At 60.8% G+C, this 26,942-nt stretch carries 19 protein-coding genes and 1 pseudogene; 6 read left to right on the top strand and 14 right to left on the bottom strand.

The window, feature by feature from the left end; genetic code table 11:
• Nucleotides 1-7 precede the first annotated feature (7 nt).
• The gene (locus tag ACFB49_RS15210) at nucleotides 8-1,945 is read right to left on the bottom strand and encodes a serine hydrolase (protein WP_380872089.1); all 1,938 of its coding nucleotides are present in this window, start codon (nucleotides 1,943-1,945) and stop codon (nucleotides 8-10) included.
• 278 nt (nucleotides 1,946-2,223) lie between these two features.
• On the opposite strand from ACFB49_RS15210, the gene ACFB49_RS15215 reads away from it, so the two are divergent.
• Nucleotides 2,224-2,832: a TetR/AcrR family transcriptional regulator gene (locus ACFB49_RS15215; protein WP_380872090.1), complete on the top strand. Its 609-nt coding sequence runs from the start codon at nucleotides 2,224-2,226 to the stop codon at nucleotides 2,830-2,832.
• Between the two features lie 249 nt (nucleotides 2,833-3,081).
• On the opposite strand, the gene ACFB49_RS15220 is transcribed toward ACFB49_RS15215, so the two are convergent.
• The 6 genes and pseudogenes from ACFB49_RS15220 to ACFB49_RS15245 form a co-directional block, all read right to left on the bottom strand.
• Nucleotides 3,082-3,537 carry a nuclear transport factor 2 family protein gene (locus ACFB49_RS15220; RefSeq protein ID WP_380872091.1) on the bottom strand — a complete coding sequence of 152 codons (456 nt, stop codon included), beginning with the start codon at nucleotides 3,535-3,537 and terminating at the stop codon, nucleotides 3,082-3,084.
• An 11-nt stretch (nucleotides 3,538-3,548) separates the two neighbouring features.
• Nucleotides 3,549-5,990 carry a TonB-dependent receptor domain-containing protein gene (locus ACFB49_RS15225; protein ID WP_380872092.1) on the bottom strand — a complete coding sequence of 814 codons (2,442 nt, stop codon included), beginning with the start codon at nucleotides 5,988-5,990 and terminating at the stop codon, nucleotides 3,549-3,551.
• 68 nt (nucleotides 5,991-6,058) lie between these two features.
• Nucleotides 6,059-6,787, bottom strand: coding sequence for a FecR family protein (locus ACFB49_RS15230; RefSeq protein ID WP_380879980.1), 729 nt, complete (start codon nucleotides 6,785-6,787; stop codon nucleotides 6,059-6,061).
• A 123-nt stretch (nucleotides 6,788-6,910) separates the two neighbouring features.
• A pseudogene (locus ACFB49_RS15235) lies at nucleotides 6,911-7,045 on the bottom strand (FecR/PupR family sigma factor regulator); the annotation flags it as partial.
• Nucleotides 7,042-7,581 (bottom strand): RNA polymerase sigma factor, encoded by a 540-nt coding sequence (locus tag ACFB49_RS15240; protein WP_380872093.1) that lies wholly within the window; start codon nucleotides 7,579-7,581, stop codon nucleotides 7,042-7,044. The pseudogene ACFB49_RS15235 and the gene ACFB49_RS15240, both read right to left, overlap by 4 nt.
• 309 nt (nucleotides 7,582-7,890) lie before the next feature.
• Complete coding sequence (locus ACFB49_RS15245; protein ID WP_380879982.1) at nucleotides 7,891-8,898, bottom strand: helix-turn-helix domain-containing protein; 1,008 nt, start codon at nucleotides 8,896-8,898, stop codon at nucleotides 7,891-7,893.
• A gap of 143 nt (nucleotides 8,899-9,041) precedes the next feature.
• On the opposite strand from ACFB49_RS15245, the gene ACFB49_RS15250 reads away from it, so the two are divergent.
• The 3 genes from ACFB49_RS15250 to ACFB49_RS15260 all read left to right on the top strand — a co-directional run bounded on the left by ACFB49_RS15250 (nucleotide 9,042) and on the right by ACFB49_RS15260 (nucleotide 13,602).
• A complete protein-coding gene (locus tag ACFB49_RS15250) occupies nucleotides 9,042-10,103 on the top strand; it encodes a nuclear transport factor 2 family protein (protein ID WP_380872095.1) in 1,062 nt (353 codons plus the stop codon).
• A gap of 52 nt (nucleotides 10,104-10,155) precedes the next feature.
• Nucleotides 10,156-12,474 carry a TonB-dependent receptor gene (locus ACFB49_RS15255; RefSeq protein WP_380872096.1) on the top strand — a complete coding sequence of 773 codons (2,319 nt, stop codon included), beginning with the start codon at nucleotides 10,156-10,158 and terminating at the stop codon, nucleotides 12,472-12,474.
• Between the two features lie 879 nt (nucleotides 12,475-13,353).
• Nucleotides 13,354-13,602: a hypothetical protein gene (locus ACFB49_RS15260; protein ID WP_380872097.1), complete on the top strand. Its 249-nt coding sequence runs from the start codon at nucleotides 13,354-13,356 to the stop codon at nucleotides 13,600-13,602.
• Between the two features lie 293 nt (nucleotides 13,603-13,895).
• Here the strand turns inward: ACFB49_RS15260 and ACFB49_RS15265 are convergent, their stop codons facing one another.
• From ACFB49_RS15265 to ACFB49_RS15295, 7 genes are all read right to left on the bottom strand, one after another.
• Nucleotides 13,896-14,447, bottom strand: coding sequence for a MucR family transcriptional regulator (locus ACFB49_RS15265; protein WP_380872098.1), 552 nt, complete (start codon nucleotides 14,445-14,447; stop codon nucleotides 13,896-13,898).
• A 388-nt stretch (nucleotides 14,448-14,835) separates the two neighbouring features.
• Nucleotides 14,836-16,050 carry a tyrosine-type recombinase/integrase gene (locus ACFB49_RS15270; RefSeq protein ID WP_380872099.1) on the bottom strand — a complete coding sequence of 405 codons (1,215 nt, stop codon included), beginning with the start codon at nucleotides 16,048-16,050 and terminating at the stop codon, nucleotides 14,836-14,838.
• Between the two features lie 920 nt (nucleotides 16,051-16,970).
• Nucleotides 16,971-17,813 (bottom strand): hypothetical protein, encoded by an 843-nt coding sequence (locus ACFB49_RS15275; RefSeq protein ID WP_380872100.1) that lies wholly within the window; start codon nucleotides 17,811-17,813, stop codon nucleotides 16,971-16,973.
• 168 nt (nucleotides 17,814-17,981) lie between these two features.
• Nucleotides 17,982-19,016 (bottom strand): hypothetical protein, encoded by a 1,035-nt coding sequence (locus ACFB49_RS15280; RefSeq protein ID WP_380872102.1) that lies wholly within the window; start codon nucleotides 19,014-19,016, stop codon nucleotides 17,982-17,984.
• 14 nt (nucleotides 19,017-19,030) lie between these two features.
• Nucleotides 19,031-23,074, bottom strand: a complete 4,044-nt coding sequence (locus ACFB49_RS15285) for a hypothetical protein (RefSeq protein WP_380872103.1) — start codon at nucleotides 23,072-23,074, stop codon at nucleotides 19,031-19,033.
• Nucleotides 23,071-23,934, bottom strand: a complete 864-nt coding sequence (locus ACFB49_RS15290; RefSeq protein ID WP_380872104.1) for a nucleotidyl transferase AbiEii/AbiGii toxin family protein — start codon at nucleotides 23,932-23,934, stop codon at nucleotides 23,071-23,073. The genes ACFB49_RS15285 and ACFB49_RS15290 overlap by 4 nt, the downstream gene beginning before the upstream one ends.
• On the bottom strand, nucleotides 23,927-24,640 hold the full coding sequence (locus ACFB49_RS15295) for a type IV toxin-antitoxin system AbiEi family antitoxin domain-containing protein (RefSeq protein WP_380872105.1): 714 nt from the start codon (nucleotides 24,638-24,640) through the stop codon (nucleotides 23,927-23,929). Before ACFB49_RS15295 ends, ACFB49_RS15290 begins: the two co-directional genes overlap by 8 nt.
• A gap of 496 nt (nucleotides 24,641-25,136) precedes the next feature.
• On the opposite strand from ACFB49_RS15295, the gene ACFB49_RS15300 reads away from it, so the two are divergent.
• On the top strand, nucleotides 25,137-25,613 hold the full coding sequence (locus ACFB49_RS15300) for a hypothetical protein (RefSeq protein WP_380872107.1): 477 nt from the start codon (nucleotides 25,137-25,139) through the stop codon (nucleotides 25,611-25,613).
• Nucleotides 25,614-25,736: 123 nt separating this feature from the next.
• Nucleotides 25,737-26,906, top strand: a complete 1,170-nt coding sequence (locus ACFB49_RS15305) for a hypothetical protein (protein WP_380872108.1) — start codon at nucleotides 25,737-25,739, stop codon at nucleotides 26,904-26,906.
• Nucleotides 26,907-26,942: the final 36 nt, after the last annotated feature.

Raw genomic sequence — 26,942 nt, forward strand, 5'->3', positions numbered from 1 at the left:
AGATCGATCAATAGTTGAGGGTGAAGTCCATCAGGCCGCCAACATAGGCGATCCAGACTGTGCCGAGCAGGGCCAAAGCGAGGAGCATGCTGCCGGCCTTGAACACCCAACGCCGTTGCGAACGAACGGACAGCCACGCGTTCCACACACCAAGAACGGCACCCGCGATCGGCACGATGGCCGCTACCTGAAGCAGCCGGATGACCGGATCGAGCGCGCTTGTGTAGAAGGCGACGTCGCTGCTCAGGATCGGCTTGAGGATCAGGAACCAGCCGGTGAGATAAGCGAGGTCCGCCACCGTCGCGATCCGCGTCAGCCTGCGGATCAGCAGCGGCCGGCCGCTCAGGCTCGGCGGCTGGCGATAATATCGGCGCGACACCTCGGCAGCGAGCCAGGCAAAGGCGGCAACGATCAGGGTGAGAAGCGCGAACAGGAAGATCGGCAGATTGACACCGGAGTTTCGCTTCAGCGGCACCGCCTGCAGCACGCCGGCCGGGTTGCGCCCGTCGACGATCGTCTTCGTCCCTTCCACATATGCGAGTTGGAGGAGACGATCACCTCCGACCTCGCGCCAGACGTGGGGCGCGATTTCGCGGAAGCTCTTGTCGGGCGCGGACGACAGGCTGATCGTGTTGTCGGGATTGACGCTGACAACCACCTGTCCCTGCAGGACGTAGAACAGGCTCATGAAGCCGGATTGCACCCGCCGCGAGCTTTCATAACGGCCCTCGATCTCCTGCGCGTGCGCCTTGGCTGTCGACAGGGTGGGGGCTTCGGCCGCGGGCGGCGCAGGGAAATAGCGGTCCATGAAGGCGGTCATGAAGCGCTCCCTGATGCCGTAGGCCGCATCCGCTTCGCCACGGCTGTTAAAGCTGATGAACACGCCCACGCGCTCCTGAGGGATGATCTGCAGGTCGCTGTGGAAGAGAACGGAATCACCACCATGCTCGAGGACGGTCCGGCCGTTGCGCTGGCCGAGGAAGAAGCCGTGCGCCATCGTATCGAACCCGGCCGGCAGGACGACACTGGGGCTGTGCATCAGACGTACCGTTTCGGGCCGCAGAATCTGGCCCGCGCCCACGCGGCCATCCTGAAGATGGGCCAGCAGGAATCGGGCCATGTCTTCCGCCGTGGCGCTCAACGCGCCGGCGGGGGACTGGGAGAGCAATTCGAAGGCATGCGGCGTATTGGCGGCGCTGTAATAGCCCTTGGACATGTGCGGCGCGAGCGACGACGGCAGCGGCTGGACAAAGGTCGAATGGTTCATGCCGACAGGGGCCAGAATATGGCGCGCGACATAATCGGCCAGTGGCTCGCCCGAAACCCGCTGAACGATATAGCCGGCCAGCGCCGTTCCATAGTTCGAGTAAGCCGGCACCGTGCCGGGGCGATAGAGCACAGGCCGTTGATGCTGCTTGAGCGCATCCCCGAGCGACTGCATCTGCTTCGGATCGGTGACGAGGACGTCCTTGAGCCCCTCTTCGAAGCCCGCCCTGTGCGTCATCAGGTCATTGATCGTGATCGGGCGACCGAAGGGTTCGGGCACCTTGAAGTCGAGATAGCGGTTCACGTCGGCGTTCAGGTCGATCTTGCCCTGCTCGACGAGTTGCATGACAGCCGTCCATGTGAACAGTTTGGCCACCGAGCCGGGACGGACAAGCGTCCGCTGCCCATCCATTGGCGTCTTGCGCGCCATGTCCGCATAGCCATAGCCTTTGACCAGCAGTATCTGGCCGTCCTTGACCACCGACACCACGGCGCCAGCGACCTTCCCTTGCTGGAGGGTGGCGGGAATCATACCGTCGAGCCAGCTTTCGAGATCCGATGCCTGGAGCGGATGCACCCGTTGCGGCGCCGGCGCGGGACTATCGGCCTTACGTTGCGCGGAGATCGGCGGGGCCAGCGGCGCCGGCTGCGGTTGCTGCGAAACAGCCGGGCCGGCCATGCCAGTCATCCCGCAAAGCGCGAGTATCTGAAGAAGGCCGGAAGCGCGCATCGTCCGGAGGCGGGTCGATAACCGGGCCACGGCCCGTCGAGCGCCCTGCATGGCAGGCCCCCATGCTTGTCCGGCAGCGGACGTCCTGCCATCCTGGATCACGATCATGGCACTTCTCCTTGGACAGCGGGTGCTGGCCAGTGATACAAAGAAAATGAACGTTCATTCTTTTTAAGGCGATTGTCAAGGGTGTATTGCACGCATATGACACGTGATGAGGGCCGCTGATGCCGAAGCGACCGGCCGAGCACATGGAAGCGCAGCGCGAACGCATCCTCCGCGCCACACTGAGTTGCATCAGCGAACTGGGTATCGAGCGCACGTCGATCGCGGAGATCCGCAAGGAGGCAGGCTTGAGCGCCGGCGCGCTCTACACGCACTTCGCCAACAAGGAGGCACTCGTCGCCGAGGCGCTGCGCTTTGCTTCGGTCAAGGAAGCCTATCTACCGGATCACTGGCCTGACTTCACAACGGCGGTCGCGAGCACGGCCGATGACAATGGCTTCGATGCCGCCACGGTCGCTCGAATGCAACTTCAGGTTTTCGCCAGTGGCATCCGGCCCGGCCCTCTGCACGATTTGCTGAAACCGATCATAGATGGCGCGCTGGACCTCATTGTACGGCATCTCGCGACCATGGAAAGGAACGGCTGCGTGCGGCTGCGCATGAGTCCGCTACGGACGGCGCTAGCCATAGGCGCGATCAGGGATGGCATGATGTGGAGCGGCCTGGCGCTCGACCGCCCGCTCGACCAGATCGAAGCCGATATCGCCGCGACCATATCCTGTTTCGTTCACTCGACGGACGAAGTCGGAGATACCCTAGAGGAGTTTTAGAGTCGGCCCCAGATCAACGGCCGAGCCAATATCTCTTCAGGTGATGCGTTCAAAATGTCTCGGAAGTTAGAGGCGGCGCTCACGGCTTCGAAGAGGGTCTAACATGGGACAGCAATCTGGCAGTTGCCCGGCCGCCTATGAACAGATGGAAGCATTTGGGCATCCATTCCAGGCGGCGGAATGCCCGCTATGTGGGCGCATGAAGCCGATAGCGCCGTCGAACCTCTACGATGGCGCCATCGCCCCATGTCAATCTACCGGCGGGATAACATGACCGGCAGGCAATGAGCCGATCTGGATCGTCATATCGCAGAAGCGGGCTGCAATCCGCCAAGCTCCGTTCACCCGCACCAACTCGTCGAAATAATATCCTGCGTTGGTGACGAACAGCGACCCGCCGTTTGGCTCCTTCCGGCCCATCGGCGCGGTGAAGTAGCAGCGCGATTTGCCGGTATCTCCGGAGATGTCGACGCTGATATTTGTGATGTGATGCAGATTGATAGGATATTCTGAAAGCGCTTTATCGAGCCAAGTCAGTGCGTCCTCATAGGGCAAACGACCTGGGCCGCCGGTGCTGGCATAATCGATCGTGCCGTTCGGCGCGAAGACTTCGTCCATCAGGAACCATTCGCGCCTGTCCACCATCCAGGCATAACGGTAGAGAAGCTGCTCGATTTCCCGGAATTCTTGATCGATTGCAGTCATGCACTCTCTCCTCAGTAGCTGAACCGGAAGTCAACGCCCACCATGCGAGGGTCACCGAACACGCCAAGGCGGGTGGCGTGAAGCTGATAGAAGCTGCCCTGACCCTCGATGAGATATTCCTTGTCGAACAGGTTCCGAACCCAGGCGGAAAGCTCGAAACGACCTTTGCCGAGCCAGTTTTCGCCGCTGATCGAAAGTCGGGCGTTCACTAGCGAATATGACGGGATGAAATCCCCCGGCGGATATAGGCCAGGCGGGTTAGGACGAGCCGAAGTGAAGATATGGTCCTTGTAATTATAGTCGACGCCCATCGTCACTGTTCCGAACGGCAGCGTCGCAAGGTCGGCATCGACCCGCGCCGTCAGCTGGTGCCGCGGCATATTCTGCAGGCGGTAGAAGGCCACATCGTCGCCGATGACGCTCGTTACCTCGCCGTCTAAATAGGAATAGGATAGCGACGGGCGCAGCCAGGGCGCGGGCAGAGCGTCGATGTCCAGTTCCAGGCCCTTCACATTGGCCTTGCCGGCATTCTCCGTTCGCGTCAGCGTGGGGTTGGGCTGGTTTGGAATGACGATGTCGAGCTGGATATCGCGATAGTCGGCGTAAAAGGCCGCGCCGTTTATGCGCAGACGCCGGTCCAGCCATTCGGTCTTCCAGCCAACTTCATAGGATGTCAGCGTCTCTGGCTCGAAGCTGTCGCTGAAGAAGGCGGAACGGAGATTGAATCCGCCGGACTTGTAGCCGGTGACGATCTTTGCATAGACCAAGGCATCGCGGCCGATCGCATATTCCGCCATGATCGACGGCGTGAAGCGTTCGAACGAGGCGCCGACACGATCGCCAAGATGGTTGTCGGCATGGCGGTCATCGATCGAGTATCGGCCGCCCAGCGTAAGCGAGAATGGCGATGCTCCGCCTGGCCTCCAGCCAAGCTGTGCATAGCCGGCATAGGCCTCGTTGACCGCAGTCACATCCTTGAAAGCCGAAAAGCCGATCAGATCGACTGTATCGAGCAACTTCACGCGCCCACGTTCCCGGAAGAAATAGGCGCCCACGACATATTCGAATGCATTGGATACGCTCGCGCCGACCAGCTGGAGTTCCTGGCTGAACTGGTTCTGATCGGTAGCCTGCGTCCCGCCCGTAACGCTCAGGAAGGAGTTCGCCGAATAGTCCTGATAGGCGAAATCGTTGAGCTCACGATAAGCTGAAATGGATTTGAGCTCGCCCAGCGGGGTTTCGATGGTCACAGTTAGCGCGTGACCGCTGGTATCGGAGTCGCCCGACAGGTAGGGCGTCGGAAGCGATGCGCGCTTCAAGCGATCGCTATTTTCGGGAAGCACGCCCTCGAACAAGGGCGACGTTTCCAGCAGCTGATAATAATATGACGTATTGTCGGCATGCGACCGGTCATAGCTATAGTCGATCGTGACCGACGACGACGGCTGCCAGCGCACGTCGAGGCGACCAGCGATCTTTTCATAGGCACCGAAATCCTTGCCTACGCCGGTGTTCTCGACCAGTCCATCGCGCCGATCATAAAGGAGCGCGCCCTTGACGTAGAGATTGTCGCTGAGCGGGACGTTGACGACGGTCTTGGATCGGAACAGGCCGAAATTGCCGCCGGTCAAATCTTGGCTGAACGTCAGATCGGGTCCCGGCCGAACCGTCACGATATTGATCGCGCCGCCCGTTGTGTTGCGGCCATAGAGCGTTCCCTGAGGTCCACGCAGCACCTCGATCCGGGCGATATCGGCGACGTCCATGCCCAGCCCGATCGAGCGCGCGAGATAGACGCCATCGAGATAGACGCCTACCGACACATCGGTCGTCACCTGGGGATCGCCCGTGCCGATCCCGCGGATGAACAGACGTGGCGCATTCGGTGAGTTCGGGAAGGGTGTCGTCGAAAGCGATGGCACCCGGTATGCCAGATCTCCGACGTTCGAGATGCCGTTGCGGGCAAGCAAGGTCGCGTCGAGCGCGGTGAGCGAAATTGGCGTGTTCTGTAGCGATTCGCTTCGCTTTTCCGCGGTTACGACGATATCGCCCAGTTGATCGTCGTCGTGCGGAGTTGTTTCGGCCGCGTCGGTCGATGGCCGGGACGACATTACGGCCTGGGGGACGACGGTCGGCTGAAATCGAGGCGCGGGAGCCCGCTCGATCAGCAGCACATTGTCCTGGCTTCGATACTGCAGCCCGGTGCCGTCGAGAAGGCGTGTGAGGGCAGCCTCGGTTGGCATCGTGCCATGGACCGCGGGCGCGCGCTGGTTTGCCACGAGATCGGGCGTAAACAGAATCTGCCGCTGGCCTTGCACTGCCAGGCGGTTGAGCGCGGAGCCGAGGGGCTGGACATCAATATCGATCCGGATGGGCTGTCCGAATGCCGGCGTCGCCAATATGGTCAGCGCTGCTCCGGCAGCATATCCGGCGAGACCGATCCTTTGCAGCATTCCATCCTCCCTCGTTTTTGAAGAGAGAGATGCGTACGGGCGAGAACACCTCACCCCCGCCGCGGAATTTATTTTGTCGGGGCCGCCAGGATGATCCGGTTGACCGTGTTGCTTTCGATGCGGGCAATTCCATAAGCCGACAGTGCCCTGGCAAAATCCTCCTGCCTTCCGGCGCGGAACGTCCCGCTGATTGGTCGCTCGTCGAGGCCAGGGCCAATCACGATCTTGCGGTGCGAATAGGCGTTCAATTCCTCAATGGCGTCGCCCAGCTTCCGATTGTCGAACACGACGAAGCCCTGCGTCCAGGCAAGCGCACTGTCGGACGGGACGTGACGCAACGACCATCCGCCGTCACCGACCGTCAGCTTCGTGTCAGGCTGCATGTCGATCGGCGCGGCCGGGCGGCCAATCGTGCGCGGATCGACGGCGACCCTCACGCTGCCTTCCCGCAATACCACATCGAGCTCATCCGATCGGCTGCTGACCGAAAAGGCTGTGCCCGTCGCCCTTACGGAGGCAAAACGCGTGAGGACCACGAAGGGCCGGGATTTGTCCTTCGCCACCTCGAAATAGACACGGCCCCGCAGCAACCTGACGTGCCGCGCCGACTGTTCGAACTGGACGAGGATCTCGCTGTCGGCATCCAGCGTAACCCGGCTCCTGTCCGCAAGCGTCGCACTTGCGCCTTGGCCCACGCGAGTCGCGAACCGCTCTTCGGTCGGAGCGGGAGCGCCATCAAAGGTGCCGATGAACAAGCCGATGCCTGTGAGTCCCGCGAATGCGATGGAGGCGGCCATCGCCAGTTTCTGCAGTCCTGCGCGCCTGCCGGCGCGGCGGAGGGCGGCTTCGCGCGCGCGCAGAATCGGGTCTTCCGCGGCGATGTCGTCCAGTCTCTCATATCGCGTCGATAAAGCCTGGAAGGCCGAAGCATTCGAAGGCACCTGTTTCCAGGTCTCGAATGCTTCCCGGTCCGTGTCACTCAGATCACCCGAGCGGCATCTCGCCAGCCAATCGGCCGCGTCATGCTCGCGGATCGTGTCCCGATCTTCGTTCATCGCGTCTTTGCCGCAGCGTTGAGGCGTCGCAACGCCTTGATCATATGCTTTTCGACCGCGCTTACGGATATCCCGAACGCCCGGGCAATCTGGGGATAGCTCATCTGTTCGAAACGGTGCAGCAAGAACACGTCCCGCGACCTTTCCGGCAGAGCCATGATGTCGTCCATGACGGATCGCAATTCCTCTTTCGATATAAGGATGCGATCCGCGCCAAACCCCTCATCGTCGACTAACCCTAAATCCGGCTCGCCCGAAACCATCATGGATCGCTGACGCCGGGCATGGGCCGTGACAACGTTCGCCGCAGTCCGAAACAGATAGGCGGCGACATTTGCAACATGCGCCTGGGATCGCGACCTCGCGAGGTTGAGAAACACGTCCTGAAGAAGATCGTCGACGTCGCCCGGGGGCACCCTGCGCGCCAGGAAACGTCGCAATGCAGGCCGTAGCTGGATAGCTTCGGGGACAAGATTATCGAAGGGCTGGAGCGGCTCGATTGCCATCTGGTCCTTGCCGCGATTGGTTGCGATCATTGTCGCGGGCGTCAGCCCGAATTACGGCATGAGTCGTATATTGGTAAGAATAACCGGCGCGCCGCGACGATGGCGTCCTGTTTTCTTGGCCCTTTCTAAGCAATTTGTCGGTGCCGAGCGGGTTTTGAAATGTCGCTTATAGATGCCTATGAAGATGTTCGTCCAATTTCATACCGAGCATCGGACGATAATATTACAAAAGCCCTTGCGTCTTCGCGGCGCTTCGAAGGACCGCAAATCAGCGTCTCGAGCTGCCGTTAATGGAGCGCTTTGTGAGCCGTCGCCCATTTGCCCGATCACCCTCGGAGCTTACTCCCTCGGGTCACGGGCAATACCAACCTCGGCATCACGAAACGATGACGGACTAAGCCTGGTCCACCTGCGAAAGGCTCGTCGGAATGCACGCTCGTCGCTGAAGCCAAGCTGCTCGGTTACCCGCACTACCGAAATCCCGGATTTCAGCAATATTTCCGCACGCTGCCGTAGAACAATATCGCGCAGTTGCTGAAACGATGTCCCTTCCGCGGCGAGGCGTCTACGCAGGCTCTGCTCACCCATGTTGAGGCGATCGGCTATCCGCACGAAAGCGGGCACTGGTGCACCTTGGGCGACGGCCTGGGCCATGATGGCAGAAACGATTGCCTTATTGCTGCGCCCGAGGGTTGGTTCGAAGCATAATGTGAACGGGAACAGTCCGCGGCAATTTGCCAAATCCCGCTGCGTCGCAATCACGGGAGCGCGGAGCCACTCCCGATCGAACTCGATCACAGCGCCCGGACTTCCAGGCTCATGGGCGCCTGAGCCTTCTTCTCTCTCATACAGTCGGATTGGCCGGCCCAAAAGCCAGCCGAACAGTTTGTGGTAGATCATGCCCACCGACCCGTCGACGAGCCTGCTCGCTTCATCAGCCTCGCGCCGATGCGTGTCGAAGTAGAGCCGCGCACGACGTCCGCGGACCTTGAGCTCGACATGTGCCCCCGTAACGATCGAGCGGTTGAACACACCTACGCGGCCGACGGCGTCTTCAAGCGTGGCACTGCCAACGACGGCGTAACCAAGGAGGTCCGACATGTCCTGAGTGTGACGAAACGTCGACGGGGTCGACCGCGTCCGCTCCTCAAGCAGCCGGACGGTTGCACTATAAAGCTTTAGAAAATCGTTCGCCGGCAGGGCATCATGATCCGATAGCGACGACGGCGACAATCCCGCTTCATGGAAGACGTGCCGTCGGGCGCCGCTCCATTGATCGAGTACCGAGAACATCTGCGAGACGTGGCTGAGCGAAATCCTCGCTTCATCCATCGGGCCCTCCCCCATCAGTTCCACAATGATGCTCCGTAAGCGGTCAATTGCAATGCCGGCCTTTTGAACGTTTCGGTCCGCCCGATCGACCGATGCGGTCCCTCCGCGGCCTTCAACGCGCCGCTAACTCTCGCGTCACAAGCATCAGGGAGTGAAATGTGTCGCAGCAGGCTGATCCGCTTTGGTCGCAAGATGAACTGGAAGTCGCCTTCGCCGCATTGGTCGCAGCAGCCGACCGGGCCTTCCTGTCGGGTGACTTCACCGACTGGCTGGCCTGCTTCACGCCCGACATCATCTATAGCGAACGCGGTAACGGCATTTCCGGCTGGAACCGGCAAGCCCATGGGTTGGCCGAAGTGCGCACATGGATCGAGGCGCTGCGCACCCAGCCATATCAGGAACATCAACTTTATCGCCCTGTCCCCTGGCACATCGTGGATGGGCCCAAGGCCTGGGTGGTTTGCGAATGGCGGAACCGGCTTCGTGATCCCGGCGATGGTAGCGTCCATGAATGGCGCTGTTATGCGCGGCTAATTTATGGCGGTAACGGCAAGTGGCGGTTCGTCGAGGAAATCTACAACAGCACAGCCCAGCGGATGGTAATGGCGGCCTGGCGGGATGCACGCCGCGCTGCCGAACAGGCTGGGCTGGGAATACCTGAACCCGACCTCCACTGGGGACAGGGGCTTTCGCCTGCCGACGAGCCGCCCGATCGTAGCTGGCCGCGCGCCGAGATGATCGCGGCGGTCGAACATTTTGACGCCGTCTGTGCCCGCGCCTTTCTTGGCCACGATCATGAGGAGTGGGTCGACTGCTTCACCGATGACGTCGTCTACAAGGAACTGGCCATGCAGATGGACGGCTCTTTCCTGCCGGTGATGCGCGGCAAGGAAGCGGCCCGGCACTGGATAAACACCGTTTTCAATCGCTTTCCGATCGACAGCCAGACCCAGTTTCCAATCGGTTGGTACGTCATTGACGAAGCCCGCGGCTGGATCGTGCTCGAATGGCGGAACCAGATGGAGGACCCGGGCAATGGCGAGCATTTCGAGGAGCGATCCTACACGCGGCTCAAATATGGCGGGAATGGCCAGTTCTCCATGGAGGAGGACATCTACGACCCCAACCGGATGCGCGAGATGATCGTGCGCTGGCTGGAGGCCCGTCGCCGTGCGCTCGGCCGGGACCAGACCGAACAATTGCTCACGCTCGAGAACTGAGAAAGGCGAGCGCGGAGGCGCCGCCGCTATTGATCGCATAAGGGAGGGGACTATGCGCATTCAGGCCTTTGAAGGCACGGCGATGGCGCTTCTGCTGGGCTTCGCGGGATCGCCCGCCGTTCATGCCCAGAACGTGAAGGCAACTGGCGTCGACGACCAGCTTGAGACCATTACGGTAACTGCGCGCCGTCAGTCCGAGGCATTGCAGACGACACCCGTCGCAGTGACTGCCTTTTCGTCGCGACTGCTCGATCATTTGAACGTGCAGCAAGTGACGGCGATCGCTGAGCTCACGCCCAACCTCCAGATCCTGCCGCAATCGACCGGCGCCACCGCCGCTACCATCTCGATCAGGGGAATCAGCCAGCAGGAACCGGCGGTTACGGCCGAGGCCGGCGTCGGCATCTATCTCGACGGCGTGTATATCGCCCGTACCGCGGGGTCGGTGTTCGATCTGGTCGATCTTGCCCGTATCGAGGTGCTGCGCGGCCCGCAGGGGACGTTGTTCGGCCGAAACACCACGGGCGGTGCGATCCAACTGATCAGCCGTGAGCCCGACGACACTATCGGCGCGCAGGTGAAAGCCGGCTATGGCAGCTTCGACGAATGGTATGCCCGCGCGCGCTTCGATACAGGCCTGATCGACGACTCCGGCCTCAAGGCCAGCTTCGCCTATCTTCATCGTCAGCGCGACGGTTACGTAAACAATCTGCTCGCGCCGAGCTCCGAAGATCCCGGCGCGTTGAACAGCGACACGCTCTCCGTCGCAGTGTCGGCCCAGGCTTCAGAAACATTCAGAATCCGGTACAATTTCGATTACAGCAAGAGGTTTGCGGTTGCCGACTTCTTCCAGCTCGTTGCCGCCACGCCGGATGTTCTTGCCTATTTTGGTGCTTCACCAAGCTATGGTGGGGCAAGTTTCACGGTGGCACCCGGCCGGAGGGAAACCGGCGAACAGGTGGATTATCACGGGAATTTCGGCGCCGTATCGGAATCGTGGGGAAATGCGCTCACGATTGACTGGCAGGCGACCTCCGATGTGGCAGTCAAATCCATCACCGCTTATCGCGAGTTCAGCCAGAATTCGACGCAGACACTGAGCGGGAACGGCCGGCTTCTCGGGCTGGTTGTCGACGCGAGCAATCCGGCCGGTGTCTCGGTACAGCCCGTCGTTCCGTTCAACGGGTTCAATCGCGTCAAGCAGCATCAGGTGTCACAGGAATTCCAGCTTTTCGGTAACAGCCGCCAGTTCAGCTATGTCGCCGGTGCCTTTTATTTCCGCGAAAATGGTTCGGAAGCGCTCCAGCAGGAACTCACACTTGTGCTGCCGGGCGGCGGACTCGGCGTCAATCTACCGCCCTTCCAGGGCTTCGACGGCACGTCGACTTCCTATGCGCTGTTCGGGCAGGTCAGCTACCGGCCCGACGCCCTGGACAACAAACTCGAATTGACCGGAGGACTTCGGCAGACTTGGGACAAGAAGCGGATCACGCTCGACAGCTCGATCTTCGGCGCGCCGACGGCGACCGGAACGGGCCGCCGTGACTTCAGCAACCTTTCGTGGACCGCGGCTGCAAATTATCGCTTTACGGGCGACGTGATGGCGTATGCCAAGGCATCCAGCGGGTTCAAGGCCGGGGGATTTTCTCCCCGTGCCAGCGTCATTGCACCCTTCGAGCCCGAAGAAGCGGTAGCCTTCGAGGTCGGCCTGAAATCCGAATTGCTCGATCGGCGACTTCGCCTGAACCTGGCGGCGTTTCGCACCGACTATGACAACCTTCAGATCCAGCAATTTGCCGCGGGATCGTCGGGGGCCAGCAGCCTCATCGTCAACGCCGGCAAGGTCGTTTTCCAGGGCTTCGAGGCGGAAGTCGCTGCGGTCCCCGTACGGGGGCTGACGCTATCTGCAGCGCTTGGCTATACCGATCCCAATTATAAGAGCTTCCTTTATCGGGACCCGGCAACCGACCAGATCATCGACGTCGCCGATGAAGCGCGGATGCCGCAAGCCGCGAAGTGCAACTGGACGATGGGCGCGGAATATAAATGGGAGGTCGGAGATATTGGCGAGCTTACTCTCCGCGCCGATTATTCCTGGCGGGGCCGCATCTATTTCTTCGCGCTCGACCGGCAGGCCCCGTTCAATCGGGAGATTAGTTCGCCCGAAGTGCGCGACTTGCGGGCGCGCCTAACCTTGTCCGATGTAATTCTCGGCACGGGACGCACGCGTCTGGAAGCCTCCTTGTGGGGCGCAAATCTCACTAACGCGCACAATCTCGGTTTTGGCGTTGATTTTGGCTCACTCGGGTTCGGCGGCGTAACCTACCTGCCGCCACGTAGTGCCGGCATCGACGTGAAACTGACCTACTAGTCGGCGCGAATAGCAGGCTGCCATTTGGACAACTAGATCGTCGGAGGTTCCGATCGAGTGGTCAGTCTGGTTCGATCATCGCCGCCCACTCACCGTCCGCCGTAGGTCGTTCGTTGAGATACTCGCCCTGTGCGGGTCATCTGACAGGCGGACGGCTGCCGCCTAACGCCGCTCGATTGGCAGAGCGGAACCTAGCCGCGAATTTTGCTAATGTCGGCCCGAGCGCAATTGACGACAACGTCGACGTTAGTGCGCTTCAAACGCTCCTGAGTGCGGCATCGTTCTCGACCTGAATGACCGGCAGCTTTTAAGCATCCACTTTCGGCGGGCGAATGACAGCAATGTCGGCGGCCGCCGCCCGATGATCCATGGGGGCACGTGTCGGGCGGCGAGGCCGGCTTTTCGCAATTTCGCCCGTCGAGCTGCCTTTCCGGAGTCGACGACATTGCGGACGGCGCTGCGTCATGCAAATTGGGGCGTGATCCGTAGACCCCTAACCTATCTGTTGATCCTCCTTGCCGCGATTTCATGCCTCTACCTTGCCTCATTCTTCGTAGCGGCTCGAGGGCAGTGGAACTGCGGCATCAACGACATCGACCTGATCGTCCTGGGGTCGATCTGTGCTGTCTTCGTATCAGCGTCGGCGGCGGCATGGCGGCAGCTACAACCCACCAGTCTGCGCGGGGGTCTGCAATTTGTTCTCGCGCCTTGGCTCGGGCTCGTATCATTTATCTTTTTTCTGACAGTGCTTGCCCCTAAATGTCCTTTCATTGCGCGCTAACGACAATCCGGCCGTTCACCGCAACCCGCGGCGTAGCCTAGAAAGATCCTGCCGGTGCGGACTCGCCGGCGTTGTTGCCCTTGCACGGCGATGATAACATGCCCGATAGCCGTCGCAGGAGTGCAGAAGCCTTGATTAGTAAGCACCCGAGTGCATGGCTTGTAATAGCGGCGGCGGCACTGATCGCCAGTTGCTTCGGCACGTTCTATTCATTTCTTGCCGTCGGTGTCAGCGACGGACCGGGGCATATCACTGCGCAACTCACGCTCGGTGCCTGCGTCGTGGCGGCACTCGGCGCGCTTGTGATCGCTTGGCGGGCGACTTCGGCGCTGCTGATGCTTCTGTGAGCGGCAGCAATGCAGAGGTTGTGACGCGCAAGCTGACTGACGGCTTCCCCCCGACAGGGCTGACCCTCGCCGGCATTGCCCCACTCCCGAATCCCGTCCTCGTTCCCGATCTGAACGGCCGGCAGCTAATGGGCAGGCGAATTCGAGCCCGGAAGGTCGGTTTCGTCGGCGGTAGCGGCCGCAGAGCTACTTGCGAGCTACGGGCACAAAAAGCCATGATCGGGAACTGATAACGCGACGATTTTGCGAACAAGCGGGGCCATCGTTTAGACTGACGATGGCCCCATCGTCATTCAGCTTCCCAAGTGATCCTTGGCCGCAGCCACAGCCGCCTTCAACGTGCGAGGCTTACGCACGGGCTTAGTCGCCGGTGGGTTTGCAGCTTCGGCCTTCGGAGCGGCCTTTGCGGGAGCCTCAGCCGTAGGCTTGGTAGCAAACGTCTCACCCTTCTTCCGACCCAGACCGAGCTTCATAGCCACTTCGCGGCGATGAGCACTGTAGGCAGGCGAAACAAGCGGATAGGATGCAGGCAAGCCAAACGCTTCACGATAGCTTTCCGGCGTGTAGCCGTGGCGGCCGATGTGGCGTTTCAAACTCTTATACGGCTTGTTATCGATCATACTGATGATGACATCAGGGTTGGCCAACGACTTCCTGATCGACACCGCGCCAACCGGCTTCTCAGCTTCCGCCGCGGGAGCCGGGCCGCCGAGGCCAGACAGGGCTCCATGAACATTGGCGATAAGGCTGGGAAGATCATTCACAGCGACCGAATTGTTAGCGACATGTGCCGACACGATGTCAGCGGTAAGCGCGATAAGCGCTTCTTTATTTTCGTCAGACATGGATTTTCCTCTTTAGTCCCGACACGGACCTTACAAACATAGTCCGACCACCGCTTTCATTCAACGATTAGGAAATTGTGGTTTTCGCTTCTGCTGGAAGTTGAAATTGAAATTACAAATATCCATGTCCATATGGTATGTGACATGAGTAAAAAATATCGTTCTCAGTGCGAATTTACTTATCTAAAAACTTGATTTAAGAAATTGACGTGATTTTTTTGAAATTACTCCGACTTCAACAGCGTGCCACTGCCGCTTGACGCATGAGCGCCCGCTCGGTCGCCGTATAATCGGCGACTCATCCGGCCTTTTCTCTCGATGAATGAAAGGCAGCTTTCAGTAACCGTCAATCGGCTACTGAATGGCGGCGTTGTCGACGCATACCGCCTCACGGTAGTCCAAGCATGCCAGCCACACGGACGCGACGGGCAATGCCCGCGATTTCATTCTCCCACCTCAAAAACCAGGCCCGCTTCTCTTCTTCGAGCCCGTACAGGTCGTAGGTGCGCTCCATGCCCTTCTTGACGTGGTTCAGCATGGCCTCCGCCGTTTCATAGTCGACGTTGAGCCTCTTGGTGTTGGATCGGGCCGTTCGCCGAAAATCATGGGGCGTAAAGCGCTCGATCGGCCGGCCGGCCTGCTGCTCCATGCGCAGCCGCACTCGATCGCGGGCCTTATACCATCCGGTCGTTCTGGGGCCCTCGCATTTCTCTGCTGGAAAGACCCATTCGTCATTGGTTTGCATAAGGCTTCGTCCCAATGGCCCAAGTGCGATCGTGTGCGCGACAGTGTTCTTCGCGCGGGACGCCGGTATCGTCGAAATGCCGTCGACGATCTCTTCCCACCGCGCACGGATGACCTCTGACAGTCGCGCGGCGGTCAGTAGCCAAAGCAGCATTCCGCGCTGGAAGTGGTGCTCCTCATGAACCAAACCCTGCAGAAACCAGCCAATCTCCTCGAGCGTGAGGGTGCGGGTGCGCGGGGTTTCAGGGTATTTCAGGTCACCAAGTCGACGAGCTGGGTCGATTTCGAGTCCAACCTCGGTGCCACGCAACGACGCCGCCCATCCGAAGAATACCTTGAGTTCAACCGCGAGCCGATTTGCGCGGACTTTCGCTGTCTTGCCTTTGCGATCGACGAGACGGACGAGATCAGTCTCAGTGACGTCGTAAATGACCCGCTGACCGATCGTCGGCGCAACGTCCCGCTGGAAGATCTCTATCTTCTCCGCGATCGTCCGTGGCTTATTGATTCGCTTCGCGCGCGAGGAGCGTCCTTCCCGAACTGCCTGCATATAGAGACCGTGAGCACGCGCGACGGTCATGCTCAGCCGCGCTCGCTCCTCTCTGGGATCAATGCCGGCTTCAACCTGCTCATTGAGTACAGCCGCCCATTCGCGGGCAGCAGCAATGCTGTGAGCCGGAAAGGTCCCTAGAACTAGTTTCACTACCACTGATGTTCGCGGCAGCCGCCGTCGGTATTGCCAACGCTTCCTGCCGCCGGGCAGCGCTTCAATCTGCAGCCCCGGTGTCTGAGGGTCGCAAACGCGTACACAATTCAGAGCGTCAATCACGCCCGGGGTAAGTGCCTTTTGCCTTGCCATACCGATCCCTGGCGGCCTTTGGCAGGACACAAAATCGGGACACAAATCGGTACACAAGAGGGGTCAAACCGGGTCGAATCAGGTCTAACCCGGTCCAACTTCCTAGAGTGCTCAATCTAGTCGTAACTTGTTGTCCTACAGCCGAATCTTGAGGATTCGGTTGGCTGGGGCGGCAGGCAAGCCGCCCCAGAGTTAACCTATTAAAAAGTAACGTCGATTTGAGCGTATGGCGTGGTCTGTACCATCGCTTCTACCTGATTGGCTGCAGGCTGCAGTGACGGGTTGTGACACTTACTGAGGGGCACCACCCTTTACGCCGCGTCGTGCCAATCTTGCGACAAGGCGAGATCCGCCTAGCCCCGGACGCCGCGAAAAGTGTTCACTAGCGCGATTGCTGCTACGCCTACGAGCGCTGCACTCGTCCACGGCCGCGCTTTGGCGAAGGCTTTCGCCTTATCTGTCAGCGGCCCCTCCCCCGCGAAGTGAGTTCGGAAGTCGTCCGTAAGCGCGGTCTTATCGTTTGATGCTCGAACTTGGGCAGAGTCAGCCATGGATATCTCCTGTCGGCGCGGGAATGTGCCGAATGGGAAAGGTAACGCTCAGGCAGCCCACGGGTGCCAGAGACCCGGAATGCGCCGTATGCCCACCGCGGCGGCACGACTGCCATCCATAGAAAACTTGGAGTCACGGTCTGGAAAGTCGGCTCAGTCGGACAGTCCGGACAGACAGGAATTAGGCGCGGGTGGGCACAAGCAGCCCTTCGTTCATCCTCACAAACATCGGCGGGCCATCGGCCGCTACGTGGGACGCTGCCCCCTGTGAGGAATCGGGAAGCGCCTCGCGCACAGCTGTCACGTCAACTTGGACATGACTGCACCGCGCCAAAACGCGCAATTTATGCGGACCTGATTCGCCGTAAATTATGCGTCGGCGGAATTGGCTATCGCTGAGATTGCCGGTGTCCATCGCATCTTGCCAGCGATGCCACCGCTCAGATCCAGCGCATCAGGCGTGACCTCGCCCGGTGTAAATTCAACCTCGGCGCCAACCGCGGCAGCGCCATAATGGACCCAGCGGTCATAGAGGTAACGCGCGCTGCCGGCGATCACCGTGTCGGCTGCATCACGCACGATCGCATGGCCGCGCAGAGGATGCTGCCCGGTTTTGACCATATCCATTGATAGGCAGAGGATCGCGTCGAGCGCGCTAAACCGGCCTGCCTTCCATTTTGCGTTGGCGTGCCGCTCGGCGATCCGAAACATCAGGTCGACCGGGAGATTATAGTCGCCGGTATTGAGGAGGACGGCGACCCCGACGAAGCGCTCCTTGGTATTGGGTAATAGCCGCGCGGTCGCCTTGATCTGCTTGGCAGCCTTGTCCAGCGCCTCGGGGATGCGCGGCCGGAACTTCCGATAGAAGCGAGTCCAATCGTTTACGCTCAACGACGCGGGGTCCAGCCGCAGTTGTCCCGGCCCCGTGAAGTTTGGATTGTGGATCCTGCCTCGGCGCAGCAGGTCACTAAAATACTCATCGAGGGTGTTCGAGGCTTGGTACTTGCTGACCTGCTTGAGCTCGATGACCAGCTGCGCTTCGGCGGCCTCGAGAACATAATCTGCGTTGAGCGCGGCTTGCGGAATCTCCGCCACCGCAGCAACCCGCTGGCCGCCGGCAAAGACAATATAATCGTCGAACACATCCTCATAGGCTTGGACGTTGCGCGTTACGGTTTCCGTTTTCAGCAAGTTGGAGAGCGCGTTGGCCATCGCACAAGCTTATGCCGTGCGCGGCCTCTATGCAATTTCGCCAGCAGCGACGGCAAGGCTCAGGAGCGCTGGGACACTGCCTTGATTAGTCGTGTTCGGTGCCGTCTTCATGGCCCGTCCATCGCGCGACTGAGGCACCAGTCACCAGCAAACGTCACGCTCACCGCCTCAGCGAAACCAGACGATATTCCAGATCTGCACGAAATTCTCGAGCAGCCAGTCGCTCCAGCGTGGCGGATCCGGCTCGAGCACCCTGATCTCAGGTTCGAGATCGGCCGCGCGCCGGAGCATCCGCCAGACGAGGTGGCTCGCTTTGTCGAGGAAGTCGTCTTCATATTCATCTCCCACATCCCACCAACGCCAACCACCGGCATGGGCTCCAAAATGTTTGCGGATGAAATAGATTTGCTCGGCTGTGGCGATCGAGGGTGGTCGCAACCTGAGCTCCCGGAAGAGATCGGGCCGGCTCGCCGAGCCAGTCGCGCGGGCCGATGGCCATGGCATCGCCTGCAGCGCATGGATGACACAGTCAAACGCGACCAGCGCCTCTACCTCGAAGCCAGACCTGCGCAATTCTTGGCCACGCAGGAAATGGAATATCCCCTGATGGATACCGGGATCGAGCGTATTGCGCCCAAGCCAGGGCGAGCGGCTGACCGGCACCGATGCTGGGCATGCCCCCCACTCTATGGCCGCCTCGGTTGCCGCGACCGCAAGGGCGGTGCATGCATTTCCGGTCGGCGCAAACTCGCTGCCATAGCGCCTCATGGTCCCCGCCGATCCGAACATGTGAAGCGTCACTGCGTTGCGCTCCCAGGCCATCATCAGCGCCCGCGCAAACTCGCCGCGATGGACATATTGCCTCGCATAATGGGCGAACCACGACAGGATAAATTCGGCATGGTCGTCGGCGATCACGCGTCGCCAGCCATGGGCCCAGTCGGGGCCGAGCGCGGCTACTGCGAGGCCTTGCTGGCAGGCGATGATCCGGCACCGCGGAGTCGAAGCAGCAAACCTTGGCGCGCCGGCGTCTCCAAGAAGCACCGTCCGGCATTCGATTTGATCGTCGCGTGTCTGGAGTTCGGCGAAGAAGGTATCGACTGCGGCGAGCAACGCACGCCGGTCGGTCGTCGGCTCGCCCTGATGGTCATACCACCGCCCCACGCGGTTCTTGGCCGCGAGGATCAAGCGCTTGCGCGACATTGCATTGAGCGCTGTCACGGCTCGACGACGATGGCGTCCACTGCGGCCCGCGCGGTGTCGCCAGGCGCGAGGCCCACCGCAACGACCGCCGCTGAGAGGATAGCCTTGAGCCGTTGCCACGGTGGGGCCGGGGTCGCGATAGCTCGGCGAAGCGCGGGAATCCCTCCCGCAGGGTTTGCTAGCTCGGAGGAAAAGAGGCTCATATTGGCCCATTGATAGGCAACGAGCTCTACAATTGGCTCGCCCGCCATGTCCTTGACCGGCTGACCGGAACAGTAATGGGCCCAGAGGCCATGACAGCGTAACAGTTGCTCGGGGGAGCGGGCCTGCTCGGTGGTTGCCGCGAGCGCCGCCAGCATGTGGTGGGCCCAATGCGGGTGCTCGCGATCAACTACCGCTGTCCAGGGATCGAAGGTCGCGGCGACGAACAGTCCGTCGATCAGGTTTACCAGTTGGCGCGCCCGACGGGCGTGGTCGCGGTTCGGCAGCGCGTGGCGCCAGGCGGCGACCGGCGCACTGGCGGCGGCACCGTTGCTGGCCATCCACAACATGGCCACCACGATATGGACGAGCAGCAACGCATCAAAATCCTCCGGCCAGTCCGGGTCGGCATCGCCGATCAGCATCAGCGGCGAATATATTGCGTCGTTCCGGGCCTGCAGCGTGATCGCAGCTGCACGCGCCTGGCTCACACCATCGGCGACGACAGCGGTGTAATCGCCCGTCTGCGTCGCGAGCTTGAACAGTTCCACCGCGTCGAGCGAATGCAAAACCACATAGGGCGAGCGGCGCAGCCGCGCGGCATAGTGCTTCGCCCGATCAAGAGCCTTCGCGTGCGTGAGTTCGAGCTCGAGCAGGTCGCGGATAATCAAATCGAGCGGCGGAACTTGGGGCGCGTCGGTATCGAAGCGATCCGGGATTGAGCAGAAGCCCGCCAGATTGCCCGCAGCGCTGGCGGGCAATTTGCCGTCCCGAATATGATTGATCGCCGAAAAGGTGCCACCGATCCGCCGTTGCAACGAAAGCACCGGCTCGGTCTCCACATCGGCCTGTAGCGGTTCGAGACTAGCGATCACCTGTTCAAAGCGCTCAAGCGCCTCTTCATGTCGGCCAACCATGAACATGGCAAAGGCAGCGTCCATCCGCATTCCCAACGCCAACAGCGGGTGGGTGGAGGTGTCGACCAGCGTCAGGCCCGCCAGCAGAAAACTCTCGGTCTTCACCCAGTCGCCGGCGCCACCGGCGGCGCTGGCGGCGACGCGGTAGTCATAGGCGGTACCGAGCATCCCCTCCTCGTCGGTCCGGCGCGGCAGGTAGGTGGTCCACAGTTCCAACGCCTCCTCTACCTGCCCGGCGCGTTTCTTTACCTTGGCCATCGCGCACATCAGGATGGCGTCGTCGCCAAGCTGCGCCTGGCGGCGTTCGGCTTCTGCGGCCGCAGCGGCGCTGTCATCCAGATTTTCGTCGATGGTGCGCACGAGCGATGGCGCGATGGCAAGGGCGAGGGGCGTGATGTCTAGACGCACGGCGAGATCTAGCAGCCGCCGAAACTGAGCCACAACGAGTGGCCAGCGGCCCTCGGCCTTCTCGATTTCGGCGAGCCAGACGCGATCGATGATCAGCGATGATTGCGCCCGCACGCCAGCAAAGGCGGTCAGACTCCGGACAATGTCCGGGTCGGGCAGGCCATCTAGCGCGTCGAGTAGCTCAGTGATCTGGTCAATATCCTTGATGCGGTGCATCAGCGGATAGGCGATGAAGATGTCATAATCCGGGGGCGTTTCGCCGCCTCTGAACTCGAGCCTGGCTTTGGTAAGACGCTCGGGGAAACTTGTCTCCATCACCAGCGCTAGCCGATGGAATTCGCGGGTGTAATAGACGAGCGTGGCCATAGGGTAGGTTACGCGCGTTTGGGCGAGCAGCTGGCTGACAAACAGGAAGCGGAAGAAACGGGCCGCCTCGTTGGTCTCGACGGCGGCTGCCTCCTGCTCGAAACGCGCGGCGATGCGCATCGCGGTCTCAGGGGCGGTGTAGACCGCGATTCGATATTGGAAATGGCGGAAGATAAAGAGGTCTATCGGCTTGCTGAAGGGTAATTCGGTTCCCTCCACGAGCCCCAGGATCGCGAACATTTCGCTGGCTTCGGCGATGTGCTGCCAGACCTCGTCCGAGGCCGAAAAGAGACTCTGCATCAGATAGGCGAGCGGGCCGGCGCTGCCCGACAAAAGGCAATGAGTCAGGATAGCCGTGATATCGAGCGGGGTGATCGTCCGTTCGAGCAGGTACACCCAACTGATCTTGCCGTGCATGTCGCGGGCCCAAGGCAATCCGCGTGCGGCGACCGCAGATTCCCGAACGAGCGGCGACACACGATATTCGTCCGCATCGGTCTTTTCGAGCCACGGACCGCCGATGATGTCGATCGCGGTCCCGGGCTCTACGATGGGCGGATCCGCCCGCGCCACCGCCATCAAGCGACGGCGGGTCACCCGGTTCGTGATGAGGCTGACACGGTACAGCATTTCCCGCGGGCCATCAGGCATCGCGGCGATTAAACGGCGCGCCTCACTGCGAACAGCATCCACATCGGGGGTCGAGCCCATCAGGTCGGTCGACGACGGCCGTGGGAAGCCGGCCGCGGACAGCGCGGCGATCCGCGCGTGGACAAGCTGCGAATGTCCATTGGTCGTCGCGGTGATGATGGTGGACCACAATTGCAGATGGTCCGGCGGACAGCCTTCGCGCTGAAGGAAGGCGCTGATCTCGTCATCCTCGAAGGCTGGCATTGGGAGCGTGGAGCCGGGCGCGAGGCTGAGCAACTGGACAAGCCGCGATGACAAATCATGGGCGCTTGTGATGATCAGCTGACCGCCCTGTTCCTTGATCGCCACCACGAGCGACGACAGTGCAGATTCGAACGGCCTCGGGTCGGTGGTCCCGTCGAGATCCTCGAGAACCAGCGTCACCGGCTTGCCCCCGGCCATGACGGCGGAGCGGACGGCGATAAGGCGCGCCCGCACGCCGGACGGGTCGAGGTCGCGCAGGTTCACCCAAGCGGGATGATCTTCGTCTCGTAGCGCGCTCGCCACGAGCAGGGTCTTGCCCGTCCCGGTCGAGCCTTGCAGCACGACTGGACCAGCGACGCGAAGAGTCTGGAATTGCGCCTCGAGCGTCACGCGGGGGAAATAGCGCGGCCCAAGCGGGGGACGGTTTTCGAGAATAGCCTCGGTGCTTGCGATGCTGATCGCGTTGGCGGGCATCGGAGCAGCCATCGCGCGCTGGATCAGCGCAGTGAAATCTTGCGTGCGCAGCTGGATCGAGGTCGCCGCATCGAAGATCCGCAGGAACGCCGCGCGGGTGAGCGGTGGCCCGTCCTTGGCCCGGGCGGCCTCGAGAGCGGCGACGTAAAGTGGATCGAAGGCCTTTTCGGCTTCGACCGCCGGCAGGTTGTCGGTTTTCCCGTGGAGGACGAGGAGGTCTTTGATCCGCCGCACGAGGCTGTCGCAATCGCCTTGCCCGACGACCCAGCTCATGGGCAAAAATAGGCGGTCGATCACTTCGCTCGGTGCAGCGGCGTTGCAAAAGGCGCGGACGGGGTCGGGCAGCGCCGGGTCCGCGGCCAGAAAAGCAGCCATGGTGCTGGCCTGCTCAATTGCGTGCGGCGACGTCGGATCATCATGAATCGCCGACCACAGTATTAGGCCGGCGCGCCCGGTGCCGAAGGGGGCGCCCTGTTCCACTGTGATCTCGGCCGTGGTCAGGTAGCGATAGCGTATCTGATACTCGGGGTTGCGTCGGCGGTGCTCCCAGAAATGGCCGATGGCGTCCCGCACCGCTGGCGTTCTGAGCGTGATCGGGCCCGAAGCGGCCGTATCTTTGACCTGCTCGACGAGGGCGTCACCATCGATGATCAGATCGATATCCTCAGCGCCTTCGAGAATGAGCTCATCGCGGTCGCCCAGATCGATCCACACCAGCAGGCTGCGTAGGATCTGATACACATAACCGCGCAGGGCATCCTTGGCCTGCCGCTTGGAATCTGTCTCAAGACGGCTCACAGGCGCCTTGCTGCCTCGGCATGGGGCATCAGGAAATCGGCAAGGCGACCGACGACCTCCGACAAGGGGCCGGCATCGATCGCAAGGTCGCGCGTAAAGGCCGCCCATTGGACCACCTTCTCGCGATCATTGGCGAAATCCTGCGTGAGAGCGTCAGGCAGTTCCTGCGGGATCGCCGTTTCGCGGCGGGCGAAGGTCGCTGCGATCGCTTGAGCCAGACGTTCGTCTTCGAAGCTGAAGCTCTTCGTCATCAACCAGATGTCGAAAAAATCCTTCAGTCGGGTGTTGGCGCGTCCCAGATCGACCATCGCCTGAAATTTTTCGGCGATCACGGTCTCTTTGGCATAGGCGCGTAGGCGCGGCGCGGGCTGATCGAGCATGACCGGATAGTCGATCTCTTCGGCGCCCGGTTCGATCGCATCGCCGAAACCTACATCGATCACAACCGCAACGACAGCGCCGTCGATATTGGCCGTGGTTCGCAAGCGCACGCCACCATAGGCGAGGTGGTCGCGGATACGCTCGACCTTGAGGGCTGCACGATCGAACCGTACGCCATCGTCAAACTCGATTGCAAAGACCTCTCGGAAGGTCTCGAGCATCGCCTCGCTGTCGGCATCGCCGAAACCCAGTAGATCGACGTCACGTGTCGGGCGCATCGGCAAGTCGAACCAGGATGTGAGCAGCATCGCGCCCTTGAGGATGAACCGGCCTGCATGGGGTGACAGGCTTAGTCGGTAGAGCAGGCGTTCCAGGGCGTAGCGCGTGAGGACGAGCTGGAATTGCTGACCGCTCTCCTTCGACTGGGCGAGCAGTCGCGCGCGTACCGAGGCGCCCATGTTGCGCGGCGCCTTAGACATCAATGGTATAGGCCTCCAGATAGGGACGGATGATCGTCCAGGTTCCGGATTGCCGTGCGCGCTCGGCGATTTCGGCGGGGTTCGTCCGACGGTTGCGCAGTGCGTCGCGCAGCGCCTCGACTGCGACGTTTAGGCCGACCGATTTGCGGAAACGGAAGCAGTCGACGAGCGTGCGCGGGATGGTGAAGATCCGGACGGGCACGCCCTCGATCAGATGTGTTTCGATATCGCTATTTAGCAGCGGTTCCTTGAGCCGGACGATATTCAGGCGCGGCCCGTGCTCGCCAGGCTGCCAGTCCTTGGCGCCGATCGCGAGCCAGACGCGGTGTGGGATTTGATCGGTGAGATCGTGGAAGGCAAGCGCCGAAACCAGACAGACGACGCCCTTGCTGACACGCTTGGCGGCCTCGGCGAGATCATGGTTGGTATCGGTCGGCGCGTCGATGCGCTGGTACAGACCGCGCGAGAGTTTTTGGATGCTCCCATCCTTCTCCATGCGACTGATCGTGGTCGCGGCGACGCCCCCGGCTACGAGTTCGCGCGTGCGCATCATCCCATGGCGATCGAGCAGCGCCAGCGCGCGCTGGCGCTGAGTCCCGGATTCGGATTTGTTAGTTTTCCTCGGAGTTCCGGCCATGGCGTCCGAGGTTTTATAACATTCCCTTTTACATTGCGAGTCCGATGCAACCCACCGGTGAACTGCCAATGCGTAGACTAGGCCAAAACTAAGTGCGCTAGCCCCGGAAAGACAGCGGCCTTACCGTCGGCAGGATCAATAAGCGGGCGTTGGCGAACCACGCAATCCTAGAGGCCCCCTCGCGGTTCCAAGCCGCTTACCACATTGAGAGGACGTCGTAAGTAACACTTCAAATAGATATTTCCAAACAACAATGTTCTGTTTATGTTCGCCAAGCCTGGAGTGAGGGATGGTCATGGATGCAGAGAAATACCACCGGCAGGTGACGCTCATTTTGTCCGACCTGTGGCCACGAGGATTTCGAATACGAGAACACAGAAGGGCCGTTGCGCTGCGTGAGTTGCGACCGACGCCTCTCGCGTGAAGAACTGATCCGGGAAAACGGGGAAGTCATCGAAACCGAAATAGACGATTTGAAGGCCGCCGTTCTCAAGGACGTGAAGACGCAGTTTCGCGACACCCTGCTGAATGCCTTCAAGGGTTCCCAGAATATACGGATCAAGTGATGGCTATTTCTGTTACAGTTTCGGATATTGCCGCCTTCCTGGCGCTGGGCGTGGCGATATGGTCGGCGATCCAGACCACGCGGTTCAATAAAAGGCAGAATGCGTTCGCCGAAACCGCGCAGCGTTTGAACGAACTGTTGATCACACGGGACGCAGCGGAGACCGAACTGCAACGGAAGGCGGACATATCGGCTAATTTCGTGAAGATCGGCAAAAGCAACTACCGCTTAAAGGTGTTCAACAGAGGGGCGGGGGCGGCCCGCAACGTGCGATTAGAAATGCTCGCCGGCGACGGCCTGATCGGTGATAGCGAGCTGCAACAAAAGTTCCCGCTGCCTGTACTGGAATGGCAGCAATATGTGGAATTGCTTTGCTACGTTCATTTGAAATCTTCACGGCGGGCTCATGTGAGGCTGATGTGGGATGACGATGGTGGTCAAGGCCAAAGCAAGGAGTTGTGGCTCGACGTGTATTGACGACCCGCCGCCGCATATTGTGATCGCTATGGAGCCGGCATGACTCGCTCGCGGCAGGAGGCGTGCCTCCACCAAATTCTTACCGACCTGAAACAGTTGCAGCGACGCCCCTGGCGATCGCGAATGTTGGGACTGGCGATCCAAGAGCGGCTCATCACACTCATCTCAAATGCCGAACGGCGGATCACCGCAAGGCGGGGAAAAACTAAGCGCGCCAAGCAGGAACTGGCGAACCGCGTGTCAAAAGACGAAGCATCGCGCCGCAAGGCTGAAATCGGACGCGCGTCCGACGCCATCGGGCGTGACAAAGCACTAATCGGGCTTTGCCGCGATATCGGCGACAGCATCGCCTTTCTCTATGCTGACCGGTGGGACATCAAGCCGCTTGCCCAGAAAGAACCGCCGGGCGACATCACCAACAAAAAGGGGGCGCGGCTCGAGCGGGCGATCCTGAGGCGGCTCTACAACGATGGCCATTCTGCGGTGCTCAATGACCTTACGGGATCGCTGCGCCATGGCGACGTGACCGCGTTCAACCGGGCGGGTTATTTCCACATCATTGAGGCGAAGAGCGGGAGCGGAGGCAATCGTCATCGCGCGGCGCGTCAGCAAGTCAATGCACAGGCGATTCTTGACTATCTCGCCCGTGACGAAGGGGTAATCATGGGCCAACCGCTCATCCGCCGCTCGGTCGGTGAAAGACTGATTTATCACGTTCGCGCTATAAATCGCCTGTTCTCGCTTCTCAAAGCTCATGGTGAAGAGGCAATGCGCGAGGTCGAGCCCGGAGTCTTCTATTGCTTGCTCACGGACAACCCGTCGGGCGAACTTATCGACAAGCTAAGTCGACCCGAAGGACCGGTGATCAGCTTGTTCGCGAACGATGCCAAGCGGCAGGGCCTTGGCTATTTCCCCTTTCCGCTGATTTTCGACGACCCGGCCCACACCCTCGATTTCTATCTCGGGCGCGTCGTTATTCTTATCTCGATTGACCTTTACAAGGTCGCGAGGTTGAGTGGCGCGGCGCTTCGTGCAGAACCCGGACAGAATCTGGACACGCCCCTGATAGTTTTTCCACCGAAGGAACTTGGCCCAAGCGTCCCCGAATACCTTGCAATCGGCAGTCATTTGTTCGGTCGGGTGGGCGCGGAATTTCTGAGCCCTCGCTCGTTGATTCGGATGAGTGAACATCGCGCGCTTCTAATCGCTGCGGATGATCTTGCGTCCTCCAACCAGAGCAGCCCGAACGAAGGGCAGGTTTTAGGTACCTCGCTCGATATCGGGAACGTCTGAAATGGCGGCGAACTCGTCGCCATCCCCGCGAACGGA

Source organism: Sphingomonas sp. DBB INV C78, from assembly GCF_042693015.1.
Classification (GTDB): domain Bacteria; phylum Pseudomonadota; class Alphaproteobacteria; order Sphingomonadales; family Sphingomonadaceae; genus Sphingomonas_E.

Bases quoted from the DNA above. Each gene is read 5' to 3' on its own strand.
- ACFB49_RS15280 (WP_380872102.1), bottom strand. From the start codon at position 19,016: ATGTCGCGCAAGCGCTTGATCCTCGCGGCCAAGAACCGCGTGGGGCGG.
- ACFB49_RS15220 (WP_380872091.1), bottom strand. From the start codon at position 3,537: ATGACTGCAATCGATCAAGAATTCCGGGAAATCGAGCAGCTTCTCTAC.
- ACFB49_RS15300 (WP_380872107.1), top strand. From the start codon at position 25,137: ATGGCTATTTCTGTTACAGTTTCGGATATTGCCGCCTTCCTGGCGCTG.
- ACFB49_RS15270 (WP_380872099.1), bottom strand. From the start codon at position 16,050: ATGGCAAGGCAAAAGGCACTTACCCCGGGCGTGATTGACGCTCTGAAT.
- ACFB49_RS15225 (WP_380872092.1), bottom strand. From the start codon at position 5,990: ATGCTGCAAAGGATCGGTCTCGCCGGATATGCTGCCGGAGCAGCGCTG.
- ACFB49_RS15245 (WP_380879982.1), bottom strand. From the start codon at position 8,898: ATGGGGGAGGGCCCGATGGATGAAGCGAGGATTTCGCTCAGCCACGTC.
- ACFB49_RS15255 (WP_380872096.1), top strand. From the start codon at position 10,156: ATGCGCATTCAGGCCTTTGAAGGCACGGCGATGGCGCTTCTGCTGGGC.
- ACFB49_RS15210 (WP_380872089.1), bottom strand. From the start codon at position 1,945: ATGGCCGGCCCGGCTGTTTCGCAGCAACCGCAGCCGGCGCCGCTGGCC.
- ACFB49_RS15290 (WP_380872104.1), bottom strand. From the start codon at position 23,934: ATGTCTAAGGCGCCGCGCAACATGGGCGCCTCGGTACGCGCGCGACTG.
- ACFB49_RS15230 (WP_380879980.1), bottom strand. From the start codon at position 6,787: ATGGCCGCCTCCATCGCATTCGCGGGACTCACAGGCATCGGCTTGTTC.
- ACFB49_RS15240 (WP_380872093.1), bottom strand. From the start codon at position 7,581: ATGATCGCAACCAATCGCGGCAAGGACCAGATGGCAATCGAGCCGCTC.
- ACFB49_RS15305 (WP_380872108.1), top strand. From the start codon at position 25,737: ATGTTGGGACTGGCGATCCAAGAGCGGCTCATCACACTCATCTCAAAT.
- ACFB49_RS15265 (WP_380872098.1), bottom strand. From the start codon at position 14,447: ATGTCTGACGAAAATAAAGAAGCGCTTATCGCGCTTACCGCTGACATC.
- ACFB49_RS15275 (WP_380872100.1), bottom strand. From the start codon at position 17,813: ATGGCCAACGCGCTCTCCAACTTGCTGAAAACGGAAACCGTAACGCGC.
- ACFB49_RS15215 (WP_380872090.1), top strand. From the start codon at position 2,224: ATGCCGAAGCGACCGGCCGAGCACATGGAAGCGCAGCGCGAACGCATC.
- ACFB49_RS15260 (WP_380872097.1), top strand. From the start codon at position 13,354: ATGCCCGATAGCCGTCGCAGGAGTGCAGAAGCCTTGATTAGTAAGCAC.